At 60.7% G+C, this 12,643-nt stretch carries 10 protein-coding genes; 7 read left to right on the top strand and 3 right to left on the bottom strand.

Features of this window, described 5'->3' with window-relative positions:
• Positions 1-10: 10 nt before the first annotated feature.
• The gene (locus tag KVG85_RS09625; RefSeq protein WP_217863696.1) at positions 11-2,392 is read left to right on the top strand and encodes a DUF3772 domain-containing protein; all 2,382 of its coding nucleotides are present in this window, start codon (positions 11-13) and stop codon (positions 2,390-2,392) included.
• A gap of 5 nt (positions 2,393-2,397) precedes the next feature.
• Here the strand turns inward: KVG85_RS09625 and KVG85_RS09630 are convergent, their stop codons facing one another.
• Positions 2,398-3,411 carry a LacI family DNA-binding transcriptional regulator gene (locus KVG85_RS09630; protein ID WP_217863697.1) on the bottom strand — a complete coding sequence of 338 codons (1,014 nt, stop codon included), beginning with the start codon at positions 3,409-3,411 and terminating at the stop codon, positions 2,398-2,400.
• 203 nt (positions 3,412-3,614) lie between these two features.
• On the opposite strand from KVG85_RS09630, the gene KVG85_RS09635 reads away from it, so the two are divergent.
• Genes KVG85_RS09635 through KVG85_RS09645 form a run of 3 tightly spaced genes read left to right on the top strand, consistent with a single transcriptional unit; the run spans position 3,615 to position 7,131 of the window.
• A complete protein-coding gene (locus KVG85_RS09635) occupies positions 3,615-4,778 on the top strand; it encodes a Gfo/Idh/MocA family protein (protein WP_217863698.1) in 1,164 nt (387 codons plus the stop codon).
• The gene (locus KVG85_RS09640) at positions 4,768-5,850 is read left to right on the top strand and encodes a sugar phosphate isomerase/epimerase family protein (protein ID WP_217863699.1); all 1,083 of its coding nucleotides are present in this window, start codon (positions 4,768-4,770) and stop codon (positions 5,848-5,850) included. The genes KVG85_RS09635 and KVG85_RS09640 overlap by 11 nt, the downstream gene beginning before the upstream one ends.
• Positions 5,851-5,892: 42 nt before the next feature.
• A complete protein-coding gene (locus KVG85_RS09645; protein ID WP_217863700.1) occupies positions 5,893-7,131 on the top strand; it encodes a nucleoside permease in 1,239 nt (412 codons plus the stop codon).
• A gap of 79 nt (positions 7,132-7,210) precedes the next feature.
• Here KVG85_RS09645 and KVG85_RS09650 read toward each other — a convergent pair whose 3' ends face one another.
• Positions 7,211-7,510 (bottom strand): hypothetical protein, encoded by a 300-nt coding sequence (locus KVG85_RS09650; RefSeq protein WP_039763483.1) that lies wholly within the window; start codon positions 7,508-7,510, stop codon positions 7,211-7,213.
• Between the two features lie 1,029 nt (positions 7,511-8,539).
• On the opposite strand from KVG85_RS09650, the gene KVG85_RS09655 reads away from it, so the two are divergent.
• Together KVG85_RS09655 and KVG85_RS09660 are read left to right on the top strand one after the other, a co-directional pair.
• Positions 8,540-9,376: an AraC family transcriptional regulator gene (locus KVG85_RS09655; RefSeq protein WP_016774246.1), complete on the top strand. Its 837-nt coding sequence runs from the start codon at positions 8,540-8,542 to the stop codon at positions 9,374-9,376.
• Positions 9,377-9,430: 54 nt separating this feature from the next.
• Positions 9,431-10,027, top strand: a complete 597-nt coding sequence (locus tag KVG85_RS09660) for a LysE family translocator (protein ID WP_217863701.1) — start codon at positions 9,431-9,433, stop codon at positions 10,025-10,027.
• Here KVG85_RS09660 and KVG85_RS09665 read toward each other — a convergent pair.
• On the bottom strand, positions 10,024-10,794 hold the full coding sequence (locus tag KVG85_RS09665; protein WP_217863702.1) for an AraC family transcriptional regulator: 771 nt from the start codon (positions 10,792-10,794) through the stop codon (positions 10,024-10,026). The genes KVG85_RS09660 and KVG85_RS09665 overlap by 4 nt on opposite strands.
• A gap of 221 nt (positions 10,795-11,015) precedes the next feature.
• Here KVG85_RS09665 and KVG85_RS09670 point away from each other — a divergent pair, with 221 nt between their 5' ends.
• Positions 11,016-12,641 (top strand): APC family permease, encoded by a 1,626-nt coding sequence (locus tag KVG85_RS09670; protein WP_217863703.1) that lies wholly within the window; start codon positions 11,016-11,018, stop codon positions 12,639-12,641.
• Positions 12,642-12,643 lie beyond the last annotated feature (2 nt).

Raw genomic sequence — 12,643 nt, forward strand, 5'->3', positions numbered from 1 at the left:
CGCCGCCCCCATGCGCTGTTCATTCAAGTCGTTGTTTTTCATTCTGTTCCTACTGCTCATGCCGGGCAGCGCTGCACTGTGGGCGGCGGACCTTGGCGCGCCGGCAAACACAGGCGCAGCGCCGCTGCCAGTGATTTCGCAAAGCGATCTGCAAGCCCTGCAACAACGCCTCGACGGCCTCAAGCAGCAGATTTCGGCGGCAAACAATTACAACCAGCTCGAAGGCCCGCAGGATCGGGTGCAGGCGTTTATTCTCGATGTCGATCGATTGTCGGCAGCGCTGTTGCCGCAACAGGCGCAACTGGCGGTGCAACTGGGCGTGCTCGGCACGGCGCCAGACGCCGAGGTGGCCGCCGAGCAAGCCGATATCGTCGCGCAGCGGGCGACGCTGGCGGAGCAGAAAAGCAAGGTCGATGGCACCCTGAAAAGCCTCGCCGCACTGAAACAGAACGCCGCCGATCTGATCACGCAAATCGCCGGCATCCGCCGCACCCTGCTGGAAAGCGAACTGACCCTGAGCACGCGCAGCGTATTGAGCCCGTATTTCTGGACACCGCTGGTCAATCCAAGCGAAGACGACCGCCAGCGCCTGCGACTGTTCGTCGAGCAGGTGGCTGACGTATGGGCCACGGTCTGGGCGCCGGGCGAGCGGTTTTACACCTGCGTACTGGTGCTGTTGGCGCTGCTGATCTGGACCTTCGGCCGACGTCTGGCTGAGCGCGGGCTGACCTGGTTCTGCATCCATCGCGTGGCAGAGGGCCGACTGCGCCGCAGTGCCTTGGCCTTCGCCTCAGCCATAGCGACCTTCATCACCACCGCCATCGCCCTGAAGCTGCTGTTTTACGCCTGCACCCGCCACGACGCGCTGCCACCGGTGCTGGAAACCTTCTCCGAAGAGTTCGAGAAAGTCGTCTATGCCTGCGTGCTGATCACCGGGCTCAGCCGCGCATTGCTCTCCACCGCGCACCCGTCCTGGCGCCTGCCGTCGATTGCCGATCCAGTGGCGCTGGCCCTCAAGCCTTATCCGCGAATCCTCGCCTGCTCGTTGCTGGTGTTGGTGACGCTGGTGCAAGTCGCCAATGCCACAGGCATGAGCAGCCACATCGTGATGGCCGGGCGCGGCGTGATTTCCATTGTGGTGTTGGCGATCATCGGCACGATGCTGTTGCGCGTCGGCAAAGTGCGCAAGGCTTTGGTCGCAGCCAATGACGCGTCGGCTACGAATAGCGTGTTCGCCGGGCTGATCTACAGCGTCGCCAGTCTCTCGATGTTGGTGACGGCTATTGCGCTGCTGGCCGGCTATGTTTCGCTGGCACGGTTCATCAGTTATGAGCTGGTGTGGGGCTATGTCGTGCTGTCGGGCTTCTACTTGCTGATTCAGCTGGTCAAGGACGCCTGTGAGCACCTGTTTTCGCCGAAACACGCGAGCGGCCAGGCGCTCAAGCAATTGCTCGGCGTCAGCGACCGGCGCCTCGAGCAGACGTCGATCCTGTTGTCCGGCGTCAGCCGCGCCGGACTGATGCTGATGGCGCTGATTTCGTTGTTTGTCGGGGGCATCGGCACCACGCTCGGCCAACTGGTCACCAACATCATGTCGATCCTTGGCGGCGCCGGTTTGCGCAAGCTGAATATTGTCCCGGCGCATCTGCTCAACGCACTGCTGGCACTGCTGATTGGCATCTGGCTGATCCGTGCATTAAGCCGCTGGCTCGACAACGAATTCCTGCCCAAGACCGACATGGACCCGGGCATGTGCGCGTCACTGAGCACGCTGTTTTCCAACATCGGCTACGCCTTTGTAATTCTGCTGACGCTGTCGTCGTTGGGCGTGCAGTGGACCAATCTGGCGTGGATCGTCAGTGCGCTATCCGTAGGTATCGGCTTTGGCTTGCAGGAGATCGTCAAGAACTTCGTCTCCGGCCTGATCCTGCTCACCGAGCGCCCGGTGAAAGTCGGCGACCTGATCAGCATCAGCGGCGTCGAGGGCGACATCCGCCGGATCAACGTGCGTGCCACGGAAATCCAGCTCAGCGACCGCTCGATCGTGATCGTGCCCAACTCGCAACTGATCTCGCAGAACCTGCGCAACGTCACCCTTGGCGGCAGCGCTCAGGGCGTGGCGTCGCTGGAGCTGGTTTTCCCGCTGGATATTGATCCTGAAGAGGTCAAACAACTGCTGCTGGATGCGTATCACGAGAACGAAACCATCCTCGATAAACCGGCGCCGTTCGTGCGTTTCAGCAAATTGTCGCCGGACGGCATAACCCTCACGGTCACCGGCTATGTCGGCAGCCCGAGGATTGTCGGGCTGACCAAGAGCGATTTGTTGTTTGAGGTGTTGAAGCGGTTGGGCGTAGCGGGGATTGCGCTGGCGAAGCCGCCAGCGGCGTGATTCGGTTAGCGCTTGCCCGTGTTGTCGATGCGGGCCGTGCTGCTGCGTGGCGTCAGCTCGAACGGCAGGACGACATGCCGCTCTGTCAGCGGCTGTTTTTCGATCAGCGCAATCAACATCTCGACCGCCTTGGCCCCGAAGGCCTCGGCCGGTTGCGAGATGGTGGTCAGCGGCGGATCGCAGTACGCAGCCATGGGAATGTCATCGAAACCCACCACTGAAATATCCTCGGGCACACGCAGCCCGGCCTGACGGATGCGCTTGAGCGCTCCAATGGCCATTTCATCGTTTTCGCAGAACAGCGCGCTCGGCCGCTCGGCCAAGCCGAGCATCTTTTGCGCGCCGGCAAAACCGGCCTCGAGGCTGAAATTGCCATGGCAGATCAGTGCTTCATCGAAGGCAATCCCGGCCTCGCGCAATGCCGCTTCGTAACCTGCCAGTCGATCCAGGGTCAGCGGGCTGTTTTTTGAGCCTTTGATCAGGCCGATGCGTCGATGTCCCAAGGCGATCAGGTGTTCGGTCATGGCTTTGGCGGCGGCGACGTTGTCCAGGCTGATGGTTGGATAACGCCCGGGCTTGAGCACTTCGCAGGCGTTCACGATCGGCGGCACATCGGCGTCGGCCGGAGTGTTTTCGAAAGGATCGTAAGCGCGCAACTGGATCACCCCGTCGGCCTGATAGGCGTACACCAGCTCGGCGAATTGTCGCTCCAGTTCTTCCCGGCCCTGGGTGTCGCACAGCAGCAGGCGATAACCGGCCGCCTGCGCCGCTTGCTGCGCGCCGCTGATGACCCGGGCGAAAAAGGTGTTGGCGATGGTCGGCACCAGAATCACCAGATTGCCAGTGCGCCGCGAACGAAACTGCACGGCCATCAGGTTCGGCCGATAGCCGGCCTGCTCCACGGCCGCCATGACGCGCTCACGGGTTGGCGCGAGCACGCGCTCGGGCGATTTCAAAGTCCTCGAAACCGTCGCCACGGAAACCCCGGCCAGCCGAGCCACTTCGCGAATATTGGACAAAAACACCTCGTTGATTCATGCCGATCAGGCGCGGAGCTTACCGCAGGCGACGAGCGATCGAAACGCTGTCGATCATCCGCTGGCATTTGACACTCGGCTAATTCAAGCCTAGATTTCGCCCGTGATGTAACCGGTTACATCGCTCATCAACATTGCATCCAGCTACCGAGACGACTGCCATGTACGCTGCCGCAAAAATAAGAATGGGTTTTGTTGGAGGCGGTGAAGGTTCATTCATTGCCCGTGCCCACCGGCAAGCCGCCGGCCTCGACGGACGCTTCGAACTGGTCTGCGGCGCATTCAGCCGCGACTCGGAGAATAATCAGCGCACCGCCGCGGCGTTGGGTGTCGCGGCCGAGCGTTGTTACGACGACTGGCAAACCCTGCTCGCCCGCGAGGCCGCCCTGCCCGCTGGGCAGCGCATGCAACTGCTGGTCATCGTCACCCCCAATCATTTGCACGCCCCGATTGCCCGCGAAGCATTGAGCGCCGGTTTTCACGTGTTCAGCGAGAAACCCGCGGCGCTGAACCTCGCCGAGGTGCAGGCGCTGCGCTCGGTGGTCATCAACAGCCAGCGAATTTACGGGCTGGCGCACACCTACCTCGGTTACGCGATGGTCTGGCAGGCCCGCGAAATGGTCGCCAGCGGCGTGCTCGGGCGCGTGCGCAAAGTCCTCGTCGAGTACCCGCAAGGCTGGCTCAGCACCGATGTCGCCGGGCAAGGCAACAAGCAGGCCGGCTGGCGCGACGACCCGACGCAATCCGGGATCGGCGGCTGCATCGGCGACATCGGCACCCATGCGTTTTCCCTCGCCGAGTTCGTCACCGGCCAGTCGATTCAATTCATCAGCGCGATGCTCGGCGCCCATGTCGAGGGTCGGCAACTGGATGACGATGTGGCGATGCTGTTCAAAATGCGCGACGGCGCCAGTGGCGTATTGCTCGCCAGTCAGGTCTGCGCCGGTGAAGAAAACCCGCTGAAGATCCGCGTCTACGGGGACAAGGGCGGCCTGGAATGGCGCCAAGAGCAACCGGCCAGCCTGATTCATCGACCGTTGAACGAGCCGATGCGCGTTCTGCGCTCCGGGGTCGGTCAGCCGTGGCTGTGTGCCGCCGCAACCCGACGCATGCGCCTGCCTGCAGGGCATCCCGAAGGTTATCTGGAAGCCATGGCCAACCTGTACGGCGATCTCGCCGAAGCGATTGTGCATGGCGCCGAGGGCCATCAGGCACCGGGCGTACCGGGCATCGAGACCGGCTTGCGCGGCATGGCCTTCATTGAAACCGCCATCGCCAACCACCTCGGCAATGAAAAGTGGAGCGAGATCCCCGGCCCACTGACAGGAGCCCAGCACAATGCACAGTGATCAGCAAAATTCGACTGGCCTGAAAGGTCCGGGGATTTTCCTCGCGCAATTCATCGCCGACGAAGCGCCTTTCGACTCCCTCGCCAACATTGCCGAGTGGGCCGCTTCGCAAGGCTACAAAGCCATTCAGGTACCGACCCTCGGCACGCGGTTCATCGATTTGCAGCGCGCCGCTGAGAGCCAGGATTACTGCGACGAACTCATCGGCGTCTGCGCCCGCGCCGGTGTGGTGATCAGCGAGTTGTCGACGCACCTGCAAGGGCAATTGGTCGCTGTGCATCCGGCGTTCGACAGCCTGTTCGACGACTTCGCCCCGCCAGCGTTGCGCGGCAAGCCGCAGGAGCGCACCGAGTGGGCCATTGAGCAGTTGAAACTGGCCGCCCGTGCCAGCAAGCGTTTGGGACTTACAGCCCATGCGACCTTCTCCGGCGCCCTCCTCTGGCCTTACGTCTATCCGTGGCCACAGCGTCCGGCCGGTTTGGTCGAGCAAGGTTTCGCCGAACTGGGCAAGCGCTGGCTGCCGATCCTCGACTGCTTCGAAGAGGCTGGCGTTGATCTGTGCTACGAAATCCATCCCGGCGAAGACTTGCATGACGGCGCTTCGTTCGAGCAGTTTCTTGAAGCGGTGAATCATCACCCTCGCGCCGCAATCCTCTACGACCCGAGCCACCTGCTGCTGCAGCAAATGGACTACCTCGGCTTCATCGACCGTTACCACCAACGCATCCGCATGTTCCACGTCAAGGATGCCGAGTTCCGCCCCGATGCGCGCTCCGGCGTCTACGGCGGGTATCAGGGTTGGGTCGAGCGTCCCGGGCGCTTTCGCTCGCTGGGCGACGGCCAGATCGATTTCAAATCGATCTTCAGCAAATTGTGCCAATACGACTTCAACGGCTGGGCCGTGCTGGAGTGGGAGTGCTGCCTGAAAGACTCCGCACAAGGCGCGGCGGAAGGAGCGGCGTTCATCGAGCGACACATGATCCGCAAGACCGCCAAGGCCTTCGACGATTTCGCCGGGGTCAGCGCCGATGCCGCTTCCAACCGGCGCCTGCTCGGCCTGACTGACGACTGATTCATCCGCGTTACCGACATAAAAACAATACGGTGATCTGAAATGAACGTAATGAATGCGCGACTCAGCGTGATGATGTTTTTGCAGTTCTTTATCTGGGGCGGCTGGTTCGTCACCCTCGGCACTTTTCTGGCGACAACGCTGGCCGCCAGCGGGGGTCAGGTCGGCATGGCCTTCGCCACGCAATCCTGGGGCGCGATTCTGGCGCCGTTTGTCATTGGCTTGATTGCCGACCGATTCTTCAACGCCGAACGCATTCTGGCAGTGCTGCATCTGCTTGGCGCAGTGTTGCTTTATCAGCTCTATCGCGCGGCAGACTTCAGCGCGTTTTATCCCTATGTGCTCGCCTACATGATGGTCTACATGCCGACATTGGCACTGGTGAATGCCGTGGCGTTCCGCCAGATCAAAGACCCGGCGCTGGAGTTCTCGCGCATTCGCGTGTGGGGCACGGTGGGCTGGATCGTTGCCGGCGTGGTGATCAGCTTCGTGTTCGCCTGGGACTCGCAGCAAAGCATCGCGGCCGGAGGCTTGCGCAATACGTTCCTGATGTCCGCCGTCGCGTCGGTGTTGCTGGGGCTTTACAGCTTCAGTCTGCCGAACACTGCGCCGTTGAAAAGCGCAGCGGGCACATCAAGCCTCAAGCAGATGCTCGGCGTCGATGCGTTGGGTTTGCTCAAGGATCGCAGCTATCTGGTGTTCTTCCTCGCCTCGATCCTGATCTGCATTCCGCTGGCGTTCTATTACCAGAATGCCAATCCGTTTCTGGCCGAGATAGGCGTGACCAACCCGACAGCGAAGATGGCCATCGGTCAGGTGTCGGAAGTGCTGTTCATGTTGCTGTTGCCGCTGTTCATCCATCGCTTCGGCATCAAGATCGCCCTGCTGGTCGGCATGGCTGCCTGGGCGTTGCGCTACGTGCTGTTTGCGTTCGGCAATAACGACGATCAGGCATTCATGCTGCTGATCGGCATCGCCCTGCACGGTGTGTGCTATGACTTCTTCTTCGTGTCCGGGCAGATCTACACCGATGCAAAAGCACCGGAACGCTTCCGCAGTTCGGCGCAAGGTCTGATCACCTTGGCTACGTACGGATTGGGCATGTTGATTGGCTTCTGGATTGCGGGACGGATTACCGACCACTTCACATCAAGCGCAGGGCATGACTGGAGAAGCATCTGGCTGTTCCCCGCCGGTTTTTCCGTGGCGGTGTTGCTGTGTTTCTGGGCTACATTCAAGAGCCGCGATCGCGACAAGGCTGTGCTGCCGAGTACGGTTTAGAGCAGCGTTGTAATGCATGAATAGAACGAATGCCGCCTGTGGTTGAGGCGGCATTCGTTATCGATGTTCATCGTTGCGCTCAAGCGGTGCGACGTTCGAGCAGACGGTCAGCGCCACCTTCGGCGACCCGATTGCCTTGCAGATGATCGGAGCCATCAGAGGCTACTGCGTCGCTGAACAGCGGGTCAGTTTCGGTTGCGGCCACTGCATCGCTGAACAGCGGGTCGGTTTCGGTGGCGGCTACTGCGTCGCTGAACAAGCGGTCTGTTTGAGTGGCGGCGGCGACCGCATCACTGAACAGCGGGTCGGTTTCGGTGGCGGCGAAGGCATTCAGTGCAAAAACCGAGAAAGCGATACCGAGGATAGTCTGGCGTTTCATGATGATGTGCTCCGAGTTGCAGTGGTTGGGTATGGAGCTGATCTTACGCCGCACCATGGATATGAGAACTTCATTGACTTAATGGTTGTTATTGACGCAATCAATAGCTGGTCGAGCATGAGCCGCTGTTGGATCGATCTTCATGCTGTTGCTTACGTCATTAAGAGAAACGCCTTACAAAGTCGAAAGCATAAAACCGATAATCTCGTTTTTGACAGTTTTTTGCACACAAAAAAAGACCCGTATCAGTCGAAACCGAAACGGGTCTTCCCCACTTAGACGACCTTATTTCAAGTCGTCAAAGTGGTCTCGCAGGAACTCGTAAAAGCGCAAGGCTTTCAACAATCTCCATACAAGGCTCAGCGTACGCAGCAGAAGCTTCATACGTTTTGGCCTCCAGGGCTGGCGGCCAAACCTCCAGCAAACTTACCGGACCATGCGTGCCTTCAGCCTACATGTTGGTGTAGCTAGTGAGGCGGCCGGTTGAAATCCCTCCGAGACATCATTCCGGCGCGGGTGCGAATCCGCGTCAGAGGGCGTGAAACCTTTTGCGCCCCCAGCCAAACCTCACAGCTCTACCAACAAGATGAGCGCAGGCATCTTAACGCAGAAATCAGAAGAGAAAACCCGAGTAGCCAAGGTTATCCTGCGGCTACGCCTGAACCTTTGTAAAACCGTATTTCTGACAATGTTTATTGACAAACCTGAATTTAGTTACATGCGTTGGAGGTTCCGAAAAAACCTCGCACATCACGCTAAACCTTCGTTGCACTGACGGGAGAAACTCAATACCATGCGCGGACATGTTGGTGTGGCTAGTGATGCACACGGCCTCGGCTCCAAACCGAGGCATGAAAAACCGCCCCGCGAAGGCGGTTTTTTTTCGTCTGCGTTTTCTGGTCCCCTCCCATCCAAGGCACGTTGCCTGACGCGATCCCCCTGCGCACCTGCACAAATCTTCTAAACACTCTCCTCCCCCACGCGGTATTTTAGAAACGCCCCTGCTCAACCGCCCTATGGAGTCCTCCCATGGACAAACGCAACTGGATCTCTCTCTCCCAGGATGTCGATACCGGGATCGAGTCGATTCGTGCACATTTCCGTGGGCATGCCTACGATCCGCACTGGCATGACAGTTTTCTCGTCGGCGTTACCGAGCAAGGCGTCCAGCAATTCAACTGCCGCCGTGTGCGTCATCGCAGTACGCCGGGGCATGTGTTTCTGCTTGAGCCGGGTGAAATCCACGATGGCCATGCGCCGACCGAGGATGGCTTCACCTACTCGATGCTGTATCTGGATCCGCACTGGCTGGAGCGCGAGCTGCACGCGCTGTTCGAAGAGGCACCGGCCGACAGCCAGCCAGGATTTGCCGACACACTGAGCCACGATCCGCGCCTGTCGACGGCGATCGTGCAAGCCTTCCACGCGTTACATGACGGCGATCTGCGCATCGTCCGGCAGACTGCGCTGGATGGCCTGCTGGCGTCCCTCACCCGCCATCTCGACTGGCGCAAGCGTCAGGACTTCGATCCGCGCCTGCCACTGGTTGCGCAGGTTGCGCGCGACTATCTGCATGCCCACACCTACGAAGACATCGGCCTCGACGACCTAGCGCAAGCCTGTGGTGTCGATCGTTTTCGCCTGACCCGCGCGTTCAAGGCCGCTTTCGGTCTGGCACCCCACGCCTACCTGATCCAACTGCGCCTGGCCAAGGCGCGGCAATTGCTCGCTCGCGGCGAGACGCCAGCGCAGGTGGCCAGCGTGCTTGGTTTTGCCGACCAGAGTCACCTTGGTCGCTGGTTCCGCCGCGCCTATCAACTGACCCCGGCGGACTACCGCAGACGCTGCTCAAATCTTCCAGACTGAGGCCCGCCCGCTGACGATCATGGTGTCCTGTTTCGACTCTCAGGAATCTCCACCATGGCTTCTTTACTGCCCTTTCTGCTGTTTGCTTTCGTCGCCTCGATCACTCCGGGGCCGACCAATATTCTGGTGCTGAGCCACAGTTCGCGGCGCGGATTGATTGCCACGTTGCCGATCATTTTTGGCGCCTGTGCGGCGGCGGCGCTGATTGTGCTGGTGGTCGGTCTCGGTGTCGGCGAAACCCTGTTGCGCTTTCCGCGCGTGCAGCAAGCCATGGCTTGGGCTGGCGTGCTCTGGTTGAGCTGGCTGGCGTGGCAGATCTTTCGCAGCCCGCCGCCATCGCTGGACCCGAAATCTGCGCAGGAACAAGGCTTGAGCGTCTTCGGCGCGGCGCTGCTGCAACTGGTCAATCCGAAGGTGTGGATGATGGCTGTGGCGGTGGTCAGCGTATTCGTTGGCGGCGGCGACAAGACCCTGCGCCTGCTGGTGTTGTCGCTGGCATTTCTGCTGGTGTCGCTGCCGTGCATGACGCTCTGGGCATTGCTCGGCGTTGGCAGCGCACGGTTGCTCAGCTCACCGCAAGCGTTCAAGCGCATGAACGCGGCACTGGCCCTTCTTCTGCTGCTCTCGGCCTGGCTGGCCGTGTTGGTCTAATGCCCGGTGGCTTGCCGGTATTCGCGTGGTGTAAACCCGGTCGATGCCTTGAACTGACGGGTGAAAGCGCTGTGATCGGTGTAGCCGCATTGCAGCGCCACCTCGGTGATCGGCAAGTCGCTGTGCAGCAATCGATGCGCGTGTTCCAGGCGGACTTTCTGAATCATCTGCCGTGGTGTCAGGTGGAAAACGCGTTTGCAGTAGCGTTCCAGTTGCGCCACGGAAATCCCGGCGATCCGCGTCAGTTCACCCAGCGTCACCCGCCGGTTGAAGTTGCCGCGGATGTATTCATCGACCGCCGCCAGGCGCTCGAACGCCGGGTGGGTTTCGCTGGCTGACTGCAGATCCACCGAGATCCCCACCAGGCCGATGATCGTCCCGTCACGGTTGTAGATCGGCCTCTTGTGGGTCAGGCACCAGCCCGGCTCGCGACTGCCATACAGGTGCAGTTCGAGCTGATCCTCCAACACGAAACCTTCCTCCAGCACCTTGCGATCCTGCTCGGTGTAACCCGGGCCCAACTGCGCCGGGAACACCTGCGCACTGGTTTTGCCGAGCAACGGGCGCAGGTCCATCAAGCCACAACGCTGCACCAGCGTACGGTTGGCCAGCACATAGCGCGCTTGCAGATCCTTGATGAAGATCGCCGCATTGGGGATCACATCGAGTATCGGCAACAGCTGCGCCGCACTGGCGACCATCTCTTCGAGGGTCTGCGCACGCAAGCCGTCAGTGCCCTGGCACAGGATCGAAAACGCTGACTGCATCAAAGACTTCCTCTCGAGCTGAACCACCGCAAATGTCACTCGCCAGCAGATTGCAGCAACGTCGCGGCCCTGTCGAGGCCGCGCATTCATCGGCGCCATTGTGCTGAATTCGTCATCGATCCCGGCATAAAACATCAATCGCCGCCGCCGTCGACCGGTGCAAAGTCTGGCCGTCCACGTGACACAACTGCCTATCCAATAACTCACAAGAAGGCGATGCCATGTCAGGCCAAGGCAAGTTCAAAAAACAGCTTTCATTGATCGACCTCACCTTTATCGGACTCGGCGCGATCTTCGGCTCCGGCTGGTTGTTCGCCGCCAGCCATGTCTCGGCGATTGCCGGACCGGCGGGGATTTTTTCCTGGTTGCTGGGCGGTTTCGCCGTGTTGCTGCTGGGCATCGTCTACTGCGAACTGGGCGCGGCATTGCCCCGCGCTGGCGGCGTGGTGCGCTACCCGGTTTATTCCCACGGCCCGTTGCTCGGCTATCTGATGGGCTTCATCACGCTGATCGCGTTTTCCAGTCTGGTAGCGATCGAAGTGGTCGCCTCGCGCCAATACGCGGCGGCATGGTTTCCCGGCCTGACCAAGGCTGGCAGTGGCGATCCGACGATCCTCGGCTGGCTAGTGCAGTTCGGCCTGCTCTGCGTGTTTTTCCTGCTCAACTACCGCAGCGTGAAGACCTTCGCCAAGGCCAACAATCTGGTCAGCGTGTTCAAGTTCATCGTGCCGCTGCTGGTGATCGGCGTCCTGTTCACCTTCTTCAAGCCAGAGAATTTCCAGGTTCAGGGATTCGCTCCATTCGGACTGTCCGGCGTGGAGATGGCCGTCTCCGCTGGCGGGATCATCTTTGCCTATCTGGGCCTGACGCCGATCATTTCCGTGGCCAGCGAAGTGAAAAATCCACAGCGCACCATTCCCATCGCGCTGATTCTTTCGGTACTGCTGTCGACCCTGATTTACGTGCTGCTGCAAATGGCCTTTCTCGGCAGCATCCCGACTGAGATGCTCGCCAACGGCTGGGCCGGTATCAGCAAGGAATTCGCCCTGCCCTATCGCGACATCGCCCTGGCGCTTGGTGTCGGCTGGCTGGCGTATCTGGTGGTCGCCGATGCGGTGATCTCGCCGAGCGGCTGCGGCAACATCTACATGAACGCCACGCCGCGAGTGATCTACGGCTGGGCGCAGACCGGCACCTTCTTCAAGGTCTTCACCCACATCGATGAAAAGTCCGGCATCCCGCGTCCGGCGCTGTGGCTGACCTTCGCCCTGTCGGTGTTCTGGACCCTGCCGTTTCCATCGTGGGAGGCGCTGATCAACGTGGTCTCCGCTGCGCTGGTGTTGAGCTATGCGGTGGCGCCCGTATCGGTTGCGGCGCTGCGGCGCAATGCGCCGGACATGCCGCGCCCGTTCCGGGTCAAGAGCATGGGCCTGCTCGGGCCGGTGTCGTTCATCATCGCCGCGCTGATCGTCTACTGGTCGGGCTGGAACACCGTGTCGTGGCTGCTCGGCCTGCAAATCCTGATGTTTGTCATCTACCTGTTCTGCGGTCGTTTCGTGCCCACCGCCCATCTGAGTCTGGCGCGTCAGGTGCGCTCATCGGCGTGGCTGATCGCCTTCTACGCGGTGACCATCGTGCTGTCGAAACTCGGCACCTTCGGTGGCCTGGGCATCCTCGCTCATCCGTTCGACACCCTTGTCGTCGCCGCTTGCGCCACCGGTATTTACTACTGGGGCGCCGCGACCGGCGTGCCTGCCCATCTGCTGCGCCTGGACGACGAGGACGCAGAAAGCGAAAGCCTTGCGCACTCGCCCACCGTCACCGCCCGCCCTGCCGGCGCCTATTGAAA

The organism is Pseudomonas triticicola (assembly GCF_019145375.1).
GTDB classification, from domain to species: Bacteria; Pseudomonadota; Gammaproteobacteria; order Pseudomonadales; family Pseudomonadaceae; genus Aquipseudomonas; species Aquipseudomonas triticicola.

Excerpts from the sequence above, each read along its gene's own strand:
- KVG85_RS09625 (WP_217863696.1), top strand. The coding sequence starts at position 11 with ATGCGCTGTTCATTCAAGTCGTTGTTTTTCATTCTGTTCCTACTGCTC.
- KVG85_RS09635 (WP_217863698.1), top strand. The coding sequence starts at position 3,615 with ATGGGTTTTGTTGGAGGCGGTGAAGGTTCATTCATTGCCCGTGCCCAC.
- KVG85_RS09640 (WP_217863699.1), top strand. The coding sequence starts at position 4,768 with ATGCACAGTGATCAGCAAAATTCGACTGGCCTGAAAGGTCCGGGGATT.
- KVG85_RS09645 (WP_217863700.1), top strand. The coding sequence starts at position 5,893 with ATGAACGTAATGAATGCGCGACTCAGCGTGATGATGTTTTTGCAGTTC.
- KVG85_RS09650 (WP_039763483.1), bottom strand. The coding sequence starts at position 7,510 with ATGAAACGCCAGACTATCCTCGGTATCGCTTTCTCGGTTTTTGCACTG.
- KVG85_RS09655 (WP_016774246.1), top strand. The coding sequence starts at position 8,540 with ATGGACAAACGCAACTGGATCTCTCTCTCCCAGGATGTCGATACCGGG.
- KVG85_RS09660 (WP_217863701.1), top strand. The coding sequence starts at position 9,431 with ATGGCTTCTTTACTGCCCTTTCTGCTGTTTGCTTTCGTCGCCTCGATC.
- KVG85_RS09665 (WP_217863702.1), bottom strand. The coding sequence starts at position 10,794 with ATGCAGTCAGCGTTTTCGATCCTGTGCCAGGGCACTGACGGCTTGCGT.
- KVG85_RS09670 (WP_217863703.1), top strand. The coding sequence starts at position 11,016 with ATGTCAGGCCAAGGCAAGTTCAAAAAACAGCTTTCATTGATCGACCTC.